17 protein-coding genes and 1 pseudogene are annotated in these 18,213 nt (G+C 71.9%); 9 read left to right on the forward strand and 9 right to left on the reverse strand.

Features of this window, described 5'->3' with window-relative positions:
- The first annotated feature begins 130 nt into the window (after positions 1-130).
- The 8 genes and pseudogenes from H537_RS47110 to H537_RS0133975 all read left to right on the forward strand — a co-directional run bounded on the left by H537_RS47110 (position 131) and on the right by H537_RS0133975 (position 7,384).
- Positions 131-1,105: a ParB/RepB/Spo0J family partition protein gene (locus tag H537_RS47110; protein ID WP_169517144.1), complete on the forward strand. Its 975-nt coding sequence runs from the start codon at positions 131-133 to the stop codon at positions 1,103-1,105.
- 422 nt (positions 1,106-1,527) lie between these two features.
- Positions 1,528-1,623: pseudogene (locus H537_RS56940) on the forward strand (type II toxin-antitoxin system Phd/YefM family antitoxin); the annotation flags it as partial.
- 143 nt (positions 1,624-1,766) lie between these two features.
- Positions 1,767-2,216, forward strand: coding sequence for a PIN domain-containing protein (locus H537_RS56085; RefSeq protein WP_029001440.1), 450 nt, complete (start codon positions 1,767-1,769; stop codon positions 2,214-2,216).
- 271 nt (positions 2,217-2,487) lie between these two features.
- Positions 2,488-2,736: a hypothetical protein gene (locus H537_RS56090; RefSeq protein ID WP_043461272.1), complete on the forward strand. Its 249-nt coding sequence runs from the start codon at positions 2,488-2,490 to the stop codon at positions 2,734-2,736.
- Positions 2,733-3,503: an ATPase gene (locus tag H537_RS54690; RefSeq protein WP_238446904.1), complete on the forward strand. Its 771-nt coding sequence runs from the start codon at positions 2,733-2,735 to the stop codon at positions 3,501-3,503. The genes H537_RS56090 and H537_RS54690 overlap by 4 nt, the downstream gene beginning before the upstream one ends.
- A 302-nt stretch (positions 3,504-3,805) precedes the next feature.
- On the forward strand, positions 3,806-5,080 hold the full coding sequence (locus H537_RS47120; RefSeq protein WP_051244156.1) for a 3-methyl-2-oxobutanoate dehydrogenase (2-methylpropanoyl-transferring) subunit alpha: 1,275 nt from the start codon (positions 3,806-3,808) through the stop codon (positions 5,078-5,080).
- Position 5,081: 1 nt separating this feature from the next.
- Positions 5,082-6,095: an alpha-ketoacid dehydrogenase subunit beta gene (locus tag H537_RS0133970; protein ID WP_029001442.1), complete on the forward strand. Its 1,014-nt coding sequence runs from the start codon at positions 5,082-5,084 to the stop codon at positions 6,093-6,095.
- 2 nt (positions 6,096-6,097) lie between these two features.
- Positions 6,098-7,384, forward strand: a complete 1,287-nt coding sequence (locus H537_RS0133975) for a dihydrolipoamide acetyltransferase family protein (protein ID WP_029001443.1) — start codon at positions 6,098-6,100, stop codon at positions 7,382-7,384.
- 88 nt (positions 7,385-7,472) lie between these two features.
- On the opposite strand, the gene msuE is transcribed toward H537_RS0133975, so the two are convergent.
- The 9 genes from msuE to H537_RS47125 all read right to left on the reverse strand — a co-directional run bounded on the left by msuE (position 7,473) and on the right by H537_RS47125 (position 16,931).
- Positions 7,473-8,042, reverse strand: a complete 570-nt coding sequence (gene msuE, locus H537_RS0133980) for an FMN reductase (RefSeq protein WP_043461274.1) — start codon at positions 8,040-8,042, stop codon at positions 7,473-7,475.
- 144 nt (positions 8,043-8,186) lie between these two features.
- A complete protein-coding gene (locus H537_RS0133985; protein ID WP_029001445.1) occupies positions 8,187-9,383 on the reverse strand; it encodes a c-type cytochrome in 1,197 nt (398 codons plus the stop codon).
- Positions 9,384-9,395: 12 nt separating this feature from the next.
- Positions 9,396-10,199 carry an ABC transporter ATP-binding protein gene (locus H537_RS0133990; RefSeq protein ID WP_029001446.1) on the reverse strand — a complete coding sequence of 268 codons (804 nt, stop codon included), beginning with the start codon at positions 10,197-10,199 and terminating at the stop codon, positions 9,396-9,398.
- Positions 10,193-11,236, reverse strand: a complete 1,044-nt coding sequence (locus tag H537_RS0133995; RefSeq protein ID WP_029001447.1) for an ABC transporter permease — start codon at positions 11,234-11,236, stop codon at positions 10,193-10,195. The genes H537_RS0133990 and H537_RS0133995 overlap by 7 nt, the downstream gene beginning before the upstream one ends.
- A 10-nt stretch (positions 11,237-11,246) precedes the next feature.
- A complete protein-coding gene (locus H537_RS0134000) occupies positions 11,247-12,272 on the reverse strand; it encodes an ABC transporter substrate-binding protein (RefSeq protein ID WP_043461276.1) in 1,026 nt (341 codons plus the stop codon).
- Between the two features lie 121 nt (positions 12,273-12,393).
- A complete protein-coding gene (locus H537_RS0134005) occupies positions 12,394-13,326 on the reverse strand; it encodes a LysR family transcriptional regulator (RefSeq protein WP_029001449.1) in 933 nt (310 codons plus the stop codon).
- Between the two features lie 131 nt (positions 13,327-13,457).
- Positions 13,458-15,074 carry a rhodanese homology domain-containing protein gene (locus tag H537_RS0134010; RefSeq protein ID WP_051244160.1) on the reverse strand — a complete coding sequence of 539 codons (1,617 nt, stop codon included), beginning with the start codon at positions 15,072-15,074 and terminating at the stop codon, positions 13,458-13,460.
- Positions 15,074-15,616 (reverse strand): cysteine dioxygenase family protein, encoded by a 543-nt coding sequence (locus H537_RS0134015; RefSeq protein WP_238446913.1) that lies wholly within the window; start codon positions 15,614-15,616, stop codon positions 15,074-15,076. Before H537_RS0134015 ends, H537_RS0134010 begins: the two co-directional genes overlap by 1 nt.
- 79 nt (positions 15,617-15,695) lie before the next feature.
- On the reverse strand, positions 15,696-16,931 hold the full coding sequence (locus tag H537_RS47125; RefSeq protein WP_084151164.1) for an acyl-CoA dehydrogenase family protein: 1,236 nt from the start codon (positions 16,929-16,931) through the stop codon (positions 15,696-15,698).
- Between the two features lie 173 nt (positions 16,932-17,104).
- On the opposite strand from H537_RS47125, the gene H537_RS0134025 reads away from it, so the two are divergent.
- Positions 17,105-18,211, forward strand: a complete 1,107-nt coding sequence (locus H537_RS0134025; RefSeq protein ID WP_029001452.1) for an LLM class flavin-dependent oxidoreductase — start codon at positions 17,105-17,107, stop codon at positions 18,209-18,211.
- Positions 18,212-18,213: the final 2 nt, after the last annotated feature.

Genomic DNA, 18,213 nt, shown 5'->3' on the forward strand with positions numbered 1-18,213 from the left:
TCCGCGCCGTGCAGCGACGCCGGCGGCCGAGACGGCCGCAGCGCCCGTGATGCCGCTGTCGCCGCCCGCCGTGCCAGCAAGTCCTGCTGCCCCTGCGGTGCCGGTGGCCGAGCCTGCTGCGGCGGCTTCCGTGACCGGGCCGGCCCCTGCCGCGGCAGCCAGGCCCAGGACCGGACCCGGCTACAACGCGCTGCAGATCTTCACCGGCAACGCGCTGCAGGAGCGCATCACCGAGCTGGAGGAGGAGGTGCGCCGGGTGAGCGAGCAGCGTGGCGCCGTGGCACTCGATCCGCGCAGCGTCGTGCCCAGCCGCTGGGCCAACCGGCACGAGGCTTCCTATGCCGGCAAGGCGTTCGAGGAGTTGAAGGCGGAGATCAGGGATGCGGGCGCGAACGTGCAGCCGATCATGGTACGGCCCCTCCCGTCGCCGAAGGACGGTGCCCCGCAGTACGAGATCGTGTTCGGGCATCGGCGCCACCGCGCCTGCCTGGAGGTCGGCGTGCCGGTGCACGCGGTCATCAGGGAAGTCAGCGACCATGAGCTCTTCGGCTTCATGGAGCGCGAGAACCGCACGCGGCAGAACCTCTCCGCCTACGAGCAAGGGACGATGTACCGGCGGGCACTTGACGAGGGCCTGTTCCCGTCGCTGCGCCAGCTTGCGGCCCATATCGGAAGGGACCATGGCGACATCTCCAAGGCACTGCGCATCGCCGCGCTTCCGGCTGAGGTTGTCGCCGCTTTCGCGTCGCCCAACGACATCCAGTTCCGGTGGGCTTCCGTGCTCACGGACGCGCTAGAGCGGGACCGGGCGACGGTGCTGCGCGTTGCGGCCGATCCACTGCTCAAGGAACTGCCGCCTCGGCGGATCTTCGAATCGCTGATCGGCAAAAGTGGTGGACCGTCCACCACTGCGTCGGCCAGCGGCGCCGCGGAGGGTGATTCCGCAGCCGCCGCTCCGACTCCGCAAAGGTTCGACCTGGGCAAGGGCAGGGCGCTGGTCGTGCGCCAAGCGGGCAACCGCATGGTGTTGGAGATCGACGGCGCGTCACTGGCACCTGAACGCTGGGCGGAGCTGGCGTCCAAGCTGGGCCGGCTGCTTCGCTAAGCCTGGGCCCGCGCAGTGGTGGACCGTCCACCACTGCGTGGCTGGTGTCGCCAGGCAGACCACGTATCGCCTGCCCGCTTCAATCGGTTCTTGCGTGATCGGTTGGTGGACGGTCCACCACTGTGCCGCAGCGGACAGCGGCCGCGTGGGTCCCGTGGCACGCCATGCGCAGACTTCCTGGCTGCGGCGTCGCCAGGAAAGGGTGGTGGACCGTCCACCACTGCACGGCTGGAAGCCTCAACCCGAGTGCGCGTCACGTATCCAGTTCAATTGGTTCTTGTGGCCGGGCGGCGGTCGGTCCATCACTGTGCGGTAGCGGACAGCGTCTGCGCAGGCTTGCTCGTGCGCCATGCGCGGGCTTCTTGGCCGTGCGGTTGCCAAAGGCGGGTGGTGGACGGTCCACCACTGCTCGGTTGGAAGCCATGAAAACCGCATCGGCCGCCGACGCGAACCGGCAGTTCTCCAGCCTGCTGCGCGAGGTGGCGACTGGCGAGGTGGTGACGATCCTGGCGCGCGGCAAGCCCGTGGCAACCATGGCGCCGGCGCGGGCGGAGGAGGGGCCCAGGCAAGGCACCAAGGTGAACCTGCTGCAGCGGCTGCGCAGTCAACAGGCTTCCGGTGCGCGGGACTGGACCCGCGGCGAGTTCTACAGGACTGAGTGGTGCGGGTCGTTCTGGACACCAGCCTCCTGGCCTACACGGAGGGCCAGGGCGACGAGTCGCGCTGCGGCATGGCGCTGCGGCTGGTCGAGCAGCTGCCCGGCACGCAGGTCGTGCTGCCGGCGCAGGCGCTGGACGAACCCTTGCGCGTGCTGGCCGCCAAGGCCAGGCGTCCTGCCGCCGAGGTGCGCGAGGCGCTGCTGGGATGGGCCGACAGCTCCGAAGTGGCCGACTCCACGCAGCAGGCCTTCCAAGCAGCGCTGGACCTCACGGTCGATCACCAGTTGCCCATGTGGGACGCGCTCACCCTGTTCGTAGTGGCCGAGAGCCGCTGTTGGCTGCTGCTGAGCGAGGATCTCTCCAACGGCTTCACCTGGCGGGGCGTGACGGTCGTCAATCCCTTCGCGCCCCAGCGCGCCGAACTGCTCGGCCTGCTGCAGCCCGGCGCCTGAACCCGCATCGCGGCTGACGAGCCCATGCAAGTCCCTGTCGCGCTTGAAAGGCGCGTCACTCCAGTACCTGCAACGCAAATTGACGCCTGAAAACTGACCTGAGATTACTTCGATTAACCGTGTCTATAAATGATGTGCGATCGCTTTGCTGGGGCTCTGTCCAAGGCAGAGCACCACGGGCAGCCGGCATGCGCGAGGCCAACTTGGGCGCGCGCCGCAGGCTCTGGCAGCACAGGGGCACAATTCGTCCATGGCAGCCCAGGAGTCCCCGATGAAACCCCGTCCCGTCTTGAGCGAAGCGGCCATGCAGGACGCCGAGGCCCGGTTCCCCGAGCTGGCCGCCCAGGCCGGCCGTGCCGCACACCAGCGGGCGCTGCAGCGCCTGGGCAAGGTGGTGAAGGAGCAGGACGGCCAACTGGTCGAGGCGCGTGCCGACGGCACGGTGCAGGTACTCCATCCCTTGCCTGCAGCCACTGCGGTACAGCGCGGGATGGTGCTCAAGCGCCGCAGCGCCCGTTGAAGGGCCTGGCACTTCCCCGGCTGCGGGTGTTCGCCGGGCCCAACGGCTCGGGCAAGAGCACGATCCGCGAGCTGTTGCGCGAGGAATGGATCGGCGTCTACGTGAACGCCGACGAGATCGAGAAGGTGCTTCAGCGCGAGCGGGCCATCGACCTGGCCGACTTTGCATTGACCGACGCGACCGCTGGGTTGCAGCGGCGGCTCCACGGTTTCCTGCACGTGTCTGCATTGTGGCGACGGGCCGGGCTGGCCGGTGCCGTGGAAGAGCTGCAGATCGACGGCTGGAAGCTGGCCTTGGGCGCCGTGCCCGTCAATTCCTATGTCGCCGCCGTGCTGGCGGACTTCATCCGGCGCGAGCTGCTGGCCGCGGGCCTCTCGTTCACCTTCGAAACGGTGATGTCCTCGCCGGACAAGGTGGACTTCATGCGGCAGGCCCAGGCACAGGGATTCCGCACGTACCTGTACTTCGTGGCCACGGCCGACCCGGAGATCAACGTCGCCCGGGTCCGGCAGCGCGTGGCCGAGGGCGGCCACGACGTGCCCAGCGACAAGATCGTGCAGCGATACGGCCGTTCCATCGGCTTGCTGGGCCAGGCCTGCGACGCCGCCAACCGGGCCTACATCTTTGACAACTCGGGCGATCAGCACGTGCTGATCGCCGAGACCACCGATGGCGAGACGATGACGCTGCATGCCGACGCGGTGCCGCAATGGCTCACTGCAACGTCGCTGTGGCAGTCGTTCCAGCCGGATCGCTCGGACGCGTAGGCATCTGCACGAACGAGGTCTTGGACGTGGCCGCAACGCCGGCCGGGCGGCCGCTGGTATGCCCGCTGCCGCGGTTCGACAGCGCCACCCCGGGCTCGCACCGAGTTGCGCGCGGTGGACCACCTCGCCGTGACGGATGCCTTGACGAAGGGCCCGAACGTGCGATGGCACGTTGCGCTTGTAGTCGCCGAGTTCCTGGTGAAGCTTCCAGGAACCTGCATCTGCCAGCTCGTTGCGCTGCCGCGCTTCCGCTACGCTGTGTGACACAGCTGCGCGACACCATCGCGCCGAGGAGCCTGCGGATGACGAACAGACCGCGCGAGCCGCTGCGCCTGCATGTCCCGGAGCCCAGTGGGCGCCCCGGGCAGCACACCGATTTCTCCTACTTGCACCTGTTCCCGGCCGGCGTCGCGCGCCGGCCACCGATCGACGTCGCGCCGGCCGACACTGCCGACCTGAGCAACGCGCTGGTGCGCGTGCTCGACGACGAGGGCCGCGCCGTCGGCCCCTGGGCACCCACTGCCGACGCCGCGCTGCTCAAGCGCGGCCTCGTCGCGATGCTGCGCACCCGCGCCTTCGACGCGAAGATGTTGACCGCGCAGCGGCAGAAGAAGATCTCGTTCTACATGCAATGTCTCGGCGAGGAGGCCATCGCGACCGCGCATGCGCTGGCGCTCGAAGCGGGCGACATGTGCTTCCCGACCTATCGCCAGCAGGGGCTGCTGCTCGCGCGCGACGACATCCCGATGTCCGAGCTGATGTGCCAGCTCATGAGCAACGAGCGCGACCCGATGAAGGGCCGCCAGCTGCCGGTGATGTACTCGTACAAGCGGGCCGGCTTCTTCACGATCTCGGGCAACCTGGCGACGCAGTTCATCCAGGCGGTCGGCTGGGCGATGGCGTCTGCGATCAAGGGCGACACCCGGATCGCCTCCGGCTGGATCGGCGACGGCGCGACCGCCGAGGCCGACTTCCACACCGCGCTGACCTTCGCCCACGTCTACCGCGCGCCGGTGATCCTCAACGTCGTCAACAACCAGTGGGCCATCTCGACCTTCCAGGCGATCGCCGGCGGCGAGGCGACGACCTTCGCCGCGCGCGGCGTCGGTTGCGGCATTGCCAGCCTGCGCGTCGACGGCAATGACTTCCTCGCGGTGCTCGCCGCATCGCGCTGGGCCGCCGAGCGGGCGCGCAGCAACCTGGGCCCGACGCTGATCGAGTGGGTGACCTACCGCGCCGGCGCGCATTCGACCTCCGACGACCCGTCGCGCTACCGGCCCGCCGACGACTGGGAGCACTTCCCGCTGGGCGACCCGATCGAGCGGCTCAAGCGCCACCTGGTCAAACTCGGCGTCTGGAGCGACGACGAGCACGAGCGCACGCGCAAGGCCCTGGAGGCCGAGGTCGCGGCGGCGCAGAAGGAGGCCGAACGCCACGGGACGCTGCTGGACGGCCACATCCCGCCGCTGGAGTCGATGTTCGACGACGTCTTCGCGGCCATGCCGCCGCACCTACGCGACCAGCTGCGCCAGGCGCACGAGGCCGAGGCGGCGCGCCGCGCCGGCAAGGAGGCCTGACATGGCGCAGATGACGATGATCCAGGCGCTGCGCTCGGCGATGGACGTGATGCTCGGCCGCGATCCGAACGTCGTGGTCTTCGGTGAGGACGTGGGCTACTTCGGCGGCGTGTTCCGCTGCACCGAGGGGCTGCAGGCGAAGTACGGCCGCTCGCGCGTGTTCGACGCGCCGATCTCGGAGGGCGGGCTGGTCGGCGTGGCGGTCGGCATGGGCGCCTACGGGCTGAGGCCGGTGGTCGAGGTGCAGTTCGCCGACTACTTCTACCCGGCCTCGGACCAGATCGTTTCCGAGGCGGCGCGGCTGCGCTACCGCTCGGCCGGCGACTTCACGGCGCCGCTCACCATCCGCATGCCTTGCGGTGGCGGCATCTACGGCGGCCAGACGCACAGCCAGAGCCCGGAGGCGCTGTTCACGCATGTCTGCGGCATCCGTACCGTGATGCCGTCGACGCCCTACGACGCGAAGGGGCTGCTGATCTCGGCCATCGAGTGCGACGACCCGGTCATCTTTCTGGAGCCCAAGCGGCTCTACAACGGTCCCTTCGACGGCTATCCGGACAAGCCGGTCGTGCCGTGGGCCAGGCACCCGGCCAGCGAGGTGCCCGAGGGCCACTACACGGTGCCGCTGGAGTCGGCAGCGGTGTTCCGCCCGGGGCGCGACGTCACCGTGCTCGCCTACGGCACGATGGTCTTCGTCTCGGAGTCGGCGGTGCAAGAAAGCGGGGTCGATGCCGAGATCATCGACCTGCGCAGCCTGTGGCCGCTGGACCTGCCGGCCATCGTCGAGTCGGTGAAGAAGACGCGGCGCTGCGTCGTCGTCCACGAGGCGACGCGCACCAGCGGCTTCGGCGCAGAGCTGGCCGCGCTGGTGCAGGAGCATTGCTTCTACCACCTGGAGGCGCCGATCGAGCGCGTCACCGGCTGGGACACGCCGTACCCGCATGCGCTGGAATGGGCCTACTTCCCGGGCCCGGGGCGCATTGCAGCGGCGCTGCGCCGCGTGATGGAGGACTGAGCATGGCTGCACGTGTCGTCAAGGTGCCGGACGTGGGCGAAGGCATCGCCGAGGTCGAGGTCGTCGAGTGGCATGTGAAGTCGGGCGATGAGGTCGCCGAGGACCAGTCGCTCGTGACGCTGATGACCGACAAGGCCTCGATCGAGATTCCTTCGCCGTCCGCGGGTCGCGTCGCCGCGCTCGGGGGCGAGGTCGGGCAGATGCTCGCCGTCGGCTCGGTGCTGCTGCGCTTCGAGGACGCGGCCGGCGGCGAAGCGGGCGCGGCCGACCGGCTGCCGGCCGCCGGGGGTGCGCCGGCCGACCAGCCGGTGAAGGCACGGACGGCGCCCCCACCGCCTTCGGCCGGGCAGCGGGCCGAGCCGGCCGCGCCCAGCGCGGCGCTGGCTTCGGCGCCGCGCGACGAGCGCCCGATCGCGTCGCCCGCGGTGCGCCGCCGCGCCTGGGAGCTCGGCATCGAATTGAAGGACGTGCAACCCAGCGGCACCGCCGGCCGCATCGTGCACGCCGATCTCGATGCGCATGTCGCGCGTCACGGCCATCGGCCACCATCGACGCCGGCCGCGGCGCTGAGCGGTGCCGCCGCCCCGCGCGAGGACACCCAAGCGGTGCCGGTGAGCGGGCTGCGCCGGCGCATCGCGATGAAGATGCAGGAGGCGAAGCGGCGCATTCCCCATTTCAGCTATGTCGAGGAGGTCGACGTCACGGAGGTCGAGGCGCTGCGCGCGACGCTGAACGCGAAATGGGAACACGAGCGGCCGCGGCTGACGCTGCTCGCGTTCATCGCGCGCGCGATCGTGCTCGCCTGTGCCGAGTTCCCGCAGCTCAATGCGCGCTTCGACGACGAGGCCGGCGTCGTCACGCGCCACGGCGCGGTGCACCTCGGCGTCGCGACGCAGACCGCGCACGGCCTGATGGTGCCGGTGCTGCGCCATGCCGATACGCTGGACCTGTGGGCGATCGCCCGCGAGGTCACGCGCCTGGCCGAAGCGTCGCGCGCCGGGCACGTGACGCGCGACGAGCTCACCGGCTCGACCATCACGCTGACCAGCCTCGGTGCGCTCGGCGGCATCGTGTCCACGCCGATCATCAACCACCCGGAGGTCGCGATCGTGGGCGTCAACCGCATCGTCGAGCGGCCGGCGCTGCGCGGCGGCCTCGTCGTGCCGCGGCTGGCGATGAACCTGTCGTCGTCCTTCGACCATCGTGTCATCGACGGCGCCGACGCGGCGCGCTTCGTGCAGGCGATCCGCGGGTTCCTGGAGCAGCCGGCGACGCTGTTCATCGGCTGACGCGGCGCGCCGCTGGCCGGCGCCGCAGTGCCGAGCGTTGACCGGGCAACCCCGACATCGCGTCCAGGCGCGGCAAGGGGCTGGCCGCTCAGGCCACGGCGCGCAGCAGCGCCGGCGCCTGCTGGCGCGACTGCAGCAGCCGCGCCGCCTGGTCCACGGCCTCGTCGATGCGCGCGCTCAGCGCGTCGCTGTTCAAGGCGTAGCCGTCGAAGTCGCTTTCGGTGGCATAGACGGCCGAGGGCACGGTGAGCGCGCGGAAGAAGGCGAACAGCGGGCGCAGCTGGTGGTCGACCACCAGGGCATGGCGCGGGCTGCCGCCGTTGGCTGCCAGCAGCACCGGGCGATCGACCAGGGCCTCGGGATGGACCAGGTCGAACAGGTGCTTGAACAGGCCGCTGTACGAGCCCTTGTAGACCGGGCTCACGGCGATGACGAGGTCCGCAGTCTCGATGGCCTGCACGGCCGCGCGGCCGGCCGGCGGCAGCTCCTGCGTCGAGAGGCCCACGCCGATGGCGGGCGCGATGGCGTGGATTTCGAGCACGCGCAGCTGGATCGGCAGCCGTGCGGCCAGGGCATCGGCGATCGCCAGCGCCAACGCCTTGGTGCGCGAGCGTTCGCTGGTGTTGCCGATCGCGAGGGTGACTTGTCGAGTGTTCATGGGGGCTACCGTACCGTCAGCCCATGTGGCGCAGGAACGAATCAATGCGCAGATGAGAATTCAGGTTGAGCATGATTACGACGCACCACGATGCAAGAAAGCAATGTTTTCATCGTGGAGCCGCGCCGCGTCGGAGCTGACGTTTCAGTGCAGCCGCCCGCCCCGTACCGGCCGCACCGGCTCGGCGTCCATGCGCGCCAGCAGCTGGTCCAGGCCATCACCCTCGCTGGCGGCCACGCGCAGCGCCTGCGCCGGCCTGTCGCTGCCGTTGCCGCGGCACACCAGCATCGCGTCGCTCCAGGGCGCGTCGTCGGGACGGCGCCGCGCGCGCAGCCAGCCGCCGCGATCCAGCAGGAACTCGGTGCCCGCCAGTGCCTGGGACGGCACCCCGGCCGCCAGCGCGTAGGCCTGCCAGGCGGCCTCGGAGACGGCCAGGCAGCCTTCCTGCGCCCGCGCCACGGGGGAGAGCAGGACGGTCTGGAAGCGCGGGTCCTCGCGCGGCGCCGGCTGGCGTGGGCCCAGCGCGACGACGCGCAGCCGCTGGCCCCGCAGCGCCGTCAGTGGGCGCAGCGGGCCGCCGTCGCATTGCACCGACATCGGCGGTGCGGACAGCGGCAGTTGCCACTCGCCGGCACGGGCCAGCTGCTGGCCCGCGGCATGCAGCTGCAGCCAGCCCACGAGCTGCCACACCGCCTCGTCCGGCAGCTCTCCGGGCAGCGCGGGCATGGTGCTGCGGCCCTGCGCGTCGCGCATGCCGTGGCGGATGTGCCAGAACAGCTCCCCGTCGCTGCGCCGCCACAGCAGGCTGCGGTTGAAGGTCGGCGGCCAGCGCGGGCCCTCGGCCGCGCGCGGGCCGTCACCGTCGCCGTTCTCGCCGTGGCAGGCAAGGCAGTGCCGGGCGTAGAGGCCGGCGCCGTGCAGCGGGGCGCTGGCCGCGGCGGCTTCGGGCAGGCGGTGGAAGCTGGTCGGCATGGCCGGCGCCCACAGCAGCACCGGTGACGGCCATTGCCAGGCCGCGCTGCCCAGGCCCGTTGCCCCCAGGCCCAGCATCAGCGCCGCCGCACGACGCGCGCGCAGCGGCCAGCGCAGCAGCGCGGCCAGCAGCAGCGCCAGCGCGGCAAAAGCCAGGAGCAGCAGCACCGTGCCGACCTGGCGCGCGTGAGCGGCGTCCAGCGTGAGCATTGCCGCCGACACGCGCATGTCGAAGGGCCAGGCCGGCTGGCCATGGACCAGCGGCGCCAGCCCCAGGGCATGCAGGACGCGCAGCAGGCCCTGCTCCAGCTGCGTGATGGACGCCAGCAGGGCGTCCAGGCCGGAGCCGCGCCACCAACCGTTTTCCATGGAAGCCGACTCTCACCAGCTCTGGTCCAGCCCCAGCTGCCGCAGCGCCTCGTGCCGCAGCCGCGCCAGCGCCTCGTCGCCGCGGTGCCGCGGGTAGGGCAGGTCCACGCGCAGCTCGGCCAGCACGCGCGCTGGGCGCGGGCCCATCACCAGCACGCGCTGCGCCATGAACAGCGCTTCCTCCACGTCGTGCGTGACCATCAGCACGCTCAAGCCCGCGCGCTGCCACAGTGCGACAAGCTCGGCCTGCATCGCCAGCCGCGTGAGCGAGTCCAGCTTGCCCAGCGGCTCGTCCAGGATCAGCAGCGCCGGGTCGTTGACCAGCGCCCGCGCCAGCGCCGCGCGCTGCGCCATGCCGCCCGAGAGTTGATGCGGATAGCCCTGCGCGAACTCCGACAGGCCCACCAGCGCGAGCGCCTCGTCCACGCGGTGGCGCTGGCGGCCCAGCTCGCCGCGCGCCTGCAGGCCCAGCGCCACGTTCTCCCACACGGTGCGCCAGGGGTAGAGCGTCGGGTCCTGGAACACGACCACGCGCGAGGGCGCGGGGCGCAGGATGGGCCGGCCGTCGTGGTGGATGCTGCCGTTGCTGGCCGCCTCCAGTCCCGCCACCAGCCGCAGCAGCGTGCTCTTGCCGCAACCGCTGGGCCCCAGCAGCGCGACGAACTCGCCGGGGCGGATGTCGATGTCCAGCGCCTGAAGCACCGGCAGCGGGCCCTGCGGCCGCTCGAAGGCGTGGCTCACGCCCCGCACCGCGATGTGGGCGCCCGCGGCGCGCGCCGGCGCGGGGGCTTGTCGTTCCTGCGTGGCGTTCACCATTTCAGCGTCCCCTTCTGCCAGGCCAGCGCGCGGTCGCGCACGGCAAAGAGCGCGGTGATGAGGCCCGAGAACAGCGCCGCCATCACGAACAGCGCGGCAAACATGTTGGTGTAGGCGGCCCAGCCCTGGGCCCACGTGAGATACCAGCCCAGCCCGGCTTTCACGCCCATCATCTCGGCCGCCACCAGCACCGAGAAGCTGGCTCCGAGGCCCATGAAAAGGCCCACGAACACCTGCGGCAGCGCCGCGGGCACGGCCACGCGCCAGATCAGGAACCACTCGCTGGCGCCCAGCGTGCGTGCCACGTCGTAGTACTGGCGGTTGACGCTCGCCACGCCGGACCAGGTCAGCACCGTCACCGGGAAGCCCGTGGCCAGCGCGATCAGGAACGCGGCGGCCGACCAGCTCGACGGTGCCAGGAAGAAGGCCATGGGCAGCAGCGCCGTGGACGGGATGGGGCCGAGGAAGCGCAGCAGCGGGTGGATCCAGTAGCCGGCGCTGCGCGACCAGCCGATGGTCACGCCGGTGAGAAAGCCCGCCAGCGCGCCCACGGCCACGCCCGCCGAGAGCAGCAGCAGAGAGTGCGCGGCGCACTCGGCCAGGCGCTGGTAGTCGCCGCCGTAGACCTCGATGAGCGACTGCGGCGGCGCGAAGAAGGGCGCCGGCAGCCAGGCCAGCTTGGCCGTGAGCAGCTCCCACAGCGCCAGCAGCAGCGGCAGCGCCACCAGCCAGGGGCCGAGCCGGCGCAGCGCGGCGTCCGCCCGTGCCAGCCGCCCGCCCTGGGCGGCGGCCAGCGCCGGCAGCGTGGCCGCTACCACCAGCGCCAGCGCCGCCAGCAGCAGCGCGGCCACGCCCAGCTCCGTGGTGTAGGCCCACTCGCTGAAGCCCAGCTCCACGTTGGGCAGCCGCCAGGTCAGCAGCCCGAAGGCGGCCCAGGCCAGCGCGGACAGCGCCCCGGTCCACCACACCCGCAGCGGCCGGCGCGCGGCTTCGGGCCGCGGCAGCGCGGGCGAGAGCCCGGAAGAGAGGATGCTCATCGCCGCTCCCTCAGGCCAGCACGTCCGCCACCACGTGGCTGGCGAACTTCGCCGGGTCGGTGCCCGGCTTGAACACGCCGATGGACTTGAAGTCGCGGGCGTAGAACTCGATCTGCTGGCGCAGCGCGACGCCGGACGGATGGTGGTTGTGCGTGAGCGTGCCCAGCACGGCGCGCAGGTCGGCCTCGGGCACGGGCGAGAACTTCGAGAAGATGCGCGCGCTCTCGTTGGGGTTGTTGGCCACCCAGTCGCTGGCCTCGACGATGGCGCGCGTGAGCGCCGCCGAGGTGGCCTTGTCGCCGCGCACCAGCGAGCCGCGCACGCCCAGCACGCAGCAGGTCTTGTCGGCGTACTCGCCGGTGAGGTTCGTTGCGACCTCCACCAGGTCCTTGTGGCGCTTCTGGATCAGGTAGAGGTTGGGGTCGCTGTCGGCAATGGCCTGGATCTCTCCTTTCTCCGCCGCCAAGCCCAGCAGGTCCGCGGGGTACTGGCGCCACTGGACGTCCTTGTTCGGGTCGAGGCCGTGCTTGCTCAGCAGGATGGCGAAGAAGTTCTTGCCTGGGCTGGCGAGATCGCTCACGCCGATGGTCTTGCCCTTGAGCTTCTGCAGATCGGTGACGCCGGCCGCCTTGGAGCCCGCCAGCCGGGTGCAGCCGCCGTGCGAGGCGCCGGTGATCTTGACGTCGAAACCCTGCTCCAGCGCCTTGAGCCAGCGGTGCACCATGCCCACGCCGGCGTCGGCCTTGCCGGTGGCAATGGACTCCAGCAGCGCGTCCGTGGAGCCGCTGAAGTTGGTGAGTTCCACCTTCACGCCGTGCTTCCTGAAGAAACCCAGCTGGTCGGCCACCGGCACCGGGACCAGGCAGATGGCGTTGGCGTTCCAGGCCAGCGTCAGCGGCTTGCCGAGGCTCTGCGCCGCGGCGACGCGGTGTGCGCCCAAGCCCGCGCTGGCCGCCACCACGGCGGCGGCGCCGGCGCCACCGAGGAGCTGGCGGCGGGTCAGGGGGGCGCGCTCAGGAGCGGCTGGTGGATTCATCGTTCCTCCCGGAAGTTGCGTTGCGAGAGCGCATTGCACCGGGAGGATGTTCAGCAGGCAAATAATGTTTGGGTGGATTCATATGCAAGACGCATGAATCCGGCCGCCATGAAGGCTGACCTTACTTCTGGGGCCGATCGGCGGAGCGGGCTGCTGCCGGCTGTTCCGCGCCCATCCCCCGCACCAGCGCTGCGCCGAAGTGCTCGATGGCGCGCTGCAGGTTGCCCTGCGCGGCGGTGCTGACCATCCACACGTCCAGCGCCAGCGCGAAGTCGCGCACCGTCAGCACGTCCAGGGCCTCGGCATGGCCGCTGGCCTGCAGGGCCGGGCGCGAGACGAAGCCCAGGCCCAGGCCGGCGGCGACCAGGCCGAGCTGCAGCTCGCTGCCATGCGTCTCCAGGTTGAGCCGGAAGGGCAGGCCTTGCGCGGACAGCGCGCGCTGCAGCGCGGCACGGAAGCCGCAGCCGTCGGGGTTGAGGATCCAGCCCGCGTCGAAGATGTCCTTGAGCCGCACGCTGCCCTTCGCCAGCCGGCCCTTGGCGGCCACGACCAGCAGCTCCGTGGAGGCCAGCCGCTGCGCACTGAGCGTGTCGGGCCACACCTTGGAGGCCGGCATGAACACCGCCGCCGCGTCGAGCCGGCCCTGCTGGACCGCGTCCACCAGCCGGGTGCTCCAGTCGGTCGCCACCTGCAGCTGCACTTCGGGGAAGCTGCTCTTCATGTCCAGCAGCAGCGCCACCAGGCTGGACGCGCCCATCGAATGTGTCAGCCCCAGGCGCAGGCGGCCGCTGGGCATGGCGTCGGTGGTGACGAGGCCGCGCAGGGCATCGATCTCGCGCAGCGCGGCGCGGGTCTGCGCATGCACGCGCAAGCCCAGCGGCGAGGGCTTGGGGGGCTTGATGCTGCGGTCCAGCAGTTGCACGCCCAACGACTCCTCCAGGTTCTGGATGCGGCGCGTGGTGGCGGGCTGGGTCAGCCCGAGCTCGCGCGCGGCCAGGCTGATCGAGCCGTGGCGCACCACGGCGTCGAAGGCGCGCAGGTCTTCCGTTTTCATCGATGCATGCAGGGAGCGGGACTGGGGCGGCACTGTATCGCCTGTCCCTTGCGCTCCATGCCCGGGTTCGACGGCTTCGCCCGTGCCGTGCGCGCCGGCGACGGCCGGACACGACCCCGGGCGGTCGTCGCTCACGCGCCGCCCAGCACCTTGAAGCCGTGCGTGCCGTCGCGGCCCAGCTGCGCGACCAGCCCGAATTCCCAGTCCAGGTAGGCCTGCATCGCCTCGCGCGGCGCGTCGGTGCCCTCGTAGGGCCGGCGGTAGCGGTCGATGCGCGGGCTCGCCAGCCGCTGTTCGCCCGACTCCAGCGGCCGGCCCTCGGCGGCCCAGGCGGCGTTGCCGCCTTCCAGCACCGCCACCGGCACGTCGGTCAGCCGGGCCAGGTCCGCCGCGGCGAAGCGTGCCAGCGCGCTGCTGCCGCAGGTCAGCACGATGCGCCGCGGCGCCGGCAACGCCCGCAGCGCCTGCGGCAGTTGCGCGCGCAGCACCCACCACGCGCCCGGAATGTGGCCCTTGACGTGGTTGGCGCTGGTGGTGACGTTCAGCAGCAGCGTGCCGTCGCCCTGGGCGAGCTGGTCGGCCAGCTCGGCCGGGGTCACCGAGTCCACCGCCGGAAACGGCGCGTGCGGCGGCTGCCAGGCGCCGGTCTCGGTGAACTGCGCCGCGGCGACGTCGGTGAGCCAGCCCACTTCCCAGCCCAGCTGCGCCAGCCAGTGCGCCGTCATGGCCGCGCGTACGCCGTCGGACTCGCTGCCGCCGTCCGCCAGCACGATGCGCGCGCCGCGCACGGCGGCGAACACGTCGGTCTCCTGTACCAGCTGCCCGCCCGGCGCGCTGCCGAAGCCCGGCAGGTGGCCGGCGGCGTATTCCTCGGGCGTGCGCACGTCCCAGCTGTAGACGGTGCGCTGCCGGTCCAGCGTCCAGGCGGCCAGGCTGTCCCGCGTCAGGCGCAGCGCGCCCGCGCGGTCGGCCAGGGCCTGGGCGGCGGCCTGCGCGGCGCGGCGGCTGGACTCGCTGGCCGGGCCGAAGCGGCGCTGCGCGCCGTGGTCCAGCTCGAAGCCGGCCAGGGTCCAGCCGATGGTGCCGTTGCGCAGCGCGGCCACGGGGTTGGGAATGCCGGCGTTGACCAGGCTCTGCGTGCCGATGAGGCTGCGCGTGCGCCCGGCGCAGTTGACGATGACGCGCGTGGCCGGGTCGGGTGCGAGGTCGCGCACGCGCAGCGCCAGCTCGGCGCCGGGCACGCTGACGCCGCCCGGGATGCTCATGGTCTGGTACTCGTCGAAGCGGCGCGCGTCCAGCACCACCACGTCCGAGCCGGCATCCAGCAGCGCCTTGACCTCCTCGGCCGGCAGCGAGGGCGTGCCGCGCTCGTGCTCCACCAGCTCGCCGAAGGCCTTGCTGGGCACGTTCACGTCGCGGAACAGCTCGCCGCCGGCGTCGCGCCAGCCCTGCAGGCCGCCTTCGAGCAGGTGCACGCGGGTGTAGCCCAGCGCCTGCAGCCGCCGCGCCGCGGGCTCGGCCAGGCCCTCGCCGTCGTCGTACACGGCGATGTCGACGTCACGCCGCGGCAGCCGCCAGGGCGCGTCGAGCTCGATGCGGCCGGCCGAGATCTGCACCGCGAACAGCGGGTGTTCCTGGGCAAAGGGGTCCTCCTCGCGCACGTCGATCAGCGCGATCTCGCGCCTGGACAGCAGCGCGGCGCGCACGTCGGACGCGCCCAGGCGCGGCAGGTCGGGAGAGTCGGGCATCAGGTGGTCTCCTCGGAGCGGTCCCAGAGGTTGGGGACCCAGTTGTTGGAATAGCCGGAAACGAAGGGTTTACGGGTGCCGTCCGGGCCGTAGACCCAGCGGTGCACGGCGCCGATGTTGGCACCGTAGACGTGGATGGAAATGGAGGTCCGGTCGTCGAAGGCGTTGCTGACCTGGTGGATGTCGCCCAGCGTGGGCGACACCGCCTCGACGTCACCCGGGTGCAGCCGCTGCGGCGGCCCGGAGGGCACCAGGCAGCCCGCGGCGTCATGGGCGAAGCCCTGCGCGATCTCCTCGCCGCGCAGCATGCCGATGAGGCCCCAGACGGTGTGGTCGTGCACCGGCGTGCGCTGGCCCGGGCCCCAGACGAAGCTCACGACGGAGAAGCGCTCCAGCGGGTCGGCGTGCAGCAGGTACTGGCGGTAGTGCTGGGGATGCGGCTGGGCCAGTTCCTCGGGGAGCCAGTCGTCGCGCGCCACCAGGCGGGCGAGGGCGCCGCGTACGGCGGCCAGGCGCTCCGGCTCCGGGGCGTCGTGGTCCAGCGCGCGCGTGACCGCGACCACGAAGTCGCGCAAGGGTGTGGTGCTCAAGGGAGTCTCCTGAAGCTTCGGGAATGCGGGTTCAGCCCGCCGCGGCCGGCTGCATTGCAATGCGGCCGGCCGCCACCAGGGCGCTGTCCTCCTGCGGCGTGTGCACGCGCCCGCACAGCACGTCGCGGTGGTAGCGCTGCAGCGGGTTGGCGCGGTCCAGCCCGTGGTTGCCGGACTGGCGCAGCGCCAGCTCGGCCACGGCGATGGCGTTGCGCGTGACGGCGACCTTGAGCAGCCCGCTGTCCGCCACCGGCCAGGGCCGTCCCGCGTCCGCCGCGGCGGTGGCGGCGTCGAGCTGCGCCTGGCTGGCGAGCAGCAGCAGCTCGATCTCGCCCACGGCCTCCTGCACACGCGGCAGGCTCGCCAGCGGCGCGCCCAGGCTCGACGGCACGCGCCGGCGCAGGAAGTCCAGCAGCCAGTCGCGCGCGTTGCGCGCCACGGCGTCGTAGAGCGTGCCCAGCAGCACGTTCATCCAGGCCTGCTGCTCCGGATCGGGCCGCGTGATCCACTCGCCGGGCGCGCGCAGGTCCACCGCGTGATCCAGCGGAATCGGCACTTCGTCCAGCAGCACCTCGTCGCTGGCCGTGGCGCGCATGCCCAGGTGGTTCCAGCTGCGCTGCACGCGCAGGCCCGGTGCGTCGGCGGGCACCAGGAACTGACCCACGCGCGGCTCGGCCTCGTCGGTGCGGCCCCACACCACCAGCCAGCGCAGGCCGTCGATGCCGGTGGTGTAGAGCTTGTGGCCCGAGAGCCGCCAGCCGTCGGGCGTGTGCCGCGCCACGGTGCCGGGCAGGCCGCCGCGCGCGGGCGAGCCCAGCTCGGGTTCCACGCGCAGCTGGTTGCCCAGCGCGCCTTCGCGCACGGCGCTGCGCAGCACGCGCTCGCGCAGCGCCGCCGGCCAGCGGCAATCGGGCTGGCTCAGCAGCCGCGTGAGCAGCAGCTGCATCACCAGCACCAGCGCCGTGGCCGGCTCGCCGCGGGCGACAGCGGCGACCAGCTCGCGCGCCTCGGCCAGCCGCCCGCCGGCGCCGCCCAGCTCGCGCGGCACCACCAGGCCCGGCAGGCCGTGGCGGCGCAGCAGCTCGAAGTTGGCGTGCGGGAAGCTTGCGCTGGCGTCGTGCTCGGCCGCCGTGGCGGCCAGGGTGCGCGTGATGTGGGCCAGCAGCGCTGCATCGGGTCGGCCCGCCGGCGCAAAGGCGGGCTCGGGCGCCGTGTCCAAAGCCGGTGGAGCGCTTGCGCGCGCCGGTGCCAGGGTGTCGAGGCTCATGCGAAGTCCATGCGAGATCTGATCCGGCGGCCAGCGTAGAAGCGGACGGCCAGCCCGGTCAAACATGCAATGCAAGCATGAATAGCAGTTTTGATTATTTGCCTTGCCCGGAGCCGGCGCTCTACGGTGGCGGACCTTTCAACCTTCCGCACACCCCAGCAAGGAGCCCCTCCATGAACGTCGAGATCATCGGCATGATCACCACCCAGCTGCAGTCGGAGACGCTGCGCCCGCAGGGGCCGGTGATCGACCGCGACTACGTGCGCCGCTTCGCCCAGGCGCACGAGGCCGCGGGCTTCGACCGCATCCTGGTGCCGCAGCACTCGACCGGTCCGGATGCCAGCCAGGTCATCGCCTACGCCTCCAGCGTGACCGAGCGCGTGCACTTCCTGCTGGCGCACCGCCCGGGCTTCATCGGGCCGGCCTTCGCCGCGCGGCAGCTGGCCACGCTGGAGAACTTCACGGGCGGCCGGCTGGCGGTGCACATCATCTCCGGCGGCTCGGACGAGGAGCAGCGCCGCGACGGCGACTTCCTCGACCACGACCAGCGTTACGCCCGCACCGACGAGTACCTGCAGGTGCTGCGCCGCACCTGGACGGCCGAGGCGCCCTTCGACCACGAGGGGCCGCTGTACCGCTACGAGAAGGCCTTCTCCGAGGTCAAGCCGCTGCAGAAGCCGCACCTCCCGATCTACTTCGGCGGCGCCAGCGAGGCCGCGCTGCGCGTGGCCGGCAAGCATGTCGACGCCTACGCGCTGTGGGGCGAGTCGCTGGAGCAGACGCGCGAGCTGACGCAGCGCGTGCGGGCCGAGGCTGCCCGGCACGGGCGCGACATCCGCTTCTCGGTCTCGTTCCGTCCGATCCTGGCCGACACGGAAAGCCAGGCCTGGGAGAAGGCCGAACACATCCTGGCCGAGACGCGCCGCCTGCGCACCGAGGCGGGCTGGTCGCGCGGCGGTCCGCAGCAGAGCGAGGGCGCACGCCGTCTGCTCAGCGCGGCCGAGCGGGGTGACGTGGTGGACGAGCGGCTGTGGACGGCCGTGGCGCGCGAGACCGGCGCGCGCTCCAACAGCACGGCGCTGGTGGGCACGCCGGAGCAGGTGGCGCAGGCGCTGCTGAAGTACGTGGAGCTGGGCGTGGGCACGCTGCTTATCCGCGGCTTCGACCCGCTCGACGACGCCGTGGACTACGGGCGCGAGCTGATCCCGCGCGTGCGTGCCCTGGTCGCCGAGCGGGAAGCGCGGCAGGCCGCGAACGCGCCTGCGGCGGTGCTGGCGTGATG

The organism is Azohydromonas australica DSM 1124, from assembly GCF_000430725.1.
Lineage (GTDB): Bacteria > Pseudomonadota > Gammaproteobacteria > Burkholderiales > Burkholderiaceae_C > Azohydromonas > Azohydromonas australica.

Excerpts from the sequence above, each read along its gene's own strand:
- H537_RS56090 (WP_043461272.1), top strand. The coding sequence starts at position 2,488 with ATGAAACCCCGTCCCGTCTTGAGCGAAGCGGCCATGCAGGACGCCGAG.
- H537_RS47120 (WP_051244156.1), top strand. The coding sequence starts at position 3,806 with ATGACGAACAGACCGCGCGAGCCGCTGCGCCTGCATGTCCCGGAGCCC.
- H537_RS0133970 (WP_029001442.1), top strand. The coding sequence starts at position 5,082 with ATGGCGCAGATGACGATGATCCAGGCGCTGCGCTCGGCGATGGACGTG.
- H537_RS0133975 (WP_029001443.1), top strand. The coding sequence starts at position 6,098 with ATGGCTGCACGTGTCGTCAAGGTGCCGGACGTGGGCGAAGGCATCGCC.
- msuE (WP_043461274.1), bottom strand. The coding sequence starts at position 8,042 with ATGAACACTCGACAAGTCACCCTCGCGATCGGCAACACCAGCGAACGC.
- H537_RS0133985 (WP_029001445.1), bottom strand. The coding sequence starts at position 9,383 with ATGGAAAACGGTTGGTGGCGCGGCTCCGGCCTGGACGCCCTGCTGGCG.
- H537_RS0133990 (WP_029001446.1), bottom strand. The coding sequence starts at position 10,199 with ATGGTGAACGCCACGCAGGAACGACAAGCCCCCGCGCCGGCGCGCGCC.
- H537_RS0133995 (WP_029001447.1), bottom strand. The coding sequence starts at position 11,236 with ATGAGCATCCTCTCTTCCGGGCTCTCGCCCGCGCTGCCGCGGCCCGAA.
- H537_RS0134000 (WP_043461276.1), bottom strand. The coding sequence starts at position 12,272 with ATGAATCCACCAGCCGCTCCTGAGCGCGCCCCCCTGACCCGCCGCCAG.
- H537_RS0134005 (WP_029001449.1), bottom strand. The coding sequence starts at position 13,326 with ATGAAAACGGAAGACCTGCGCGCCTTCGACGCCGTGGTGCGCCACGGC.
- H537_RS0134010 (WP_051244160.1), bottom strand. The coding sequence starts at position 15,074 with ATGCCCGACTCTCCCGACCTGCCGCGCCTGGGCGCGTCCGACGTGCGC.
- H537_RS47125 (WP_084151164.1), bottom strand. The coding sequence starts at position 16,931 with ATGAGCCTCGACACCCTGGCACCGGCGCGCGCAAGCGCTCCACCGGCT.
- H537_RS0134025 (WP_029001452.1), top strand. The coding sequence starts at position 17,105 with ATGAACGTCGAGATCATCGGCATGATCACCACCCAGCTGCAGTCGGAG.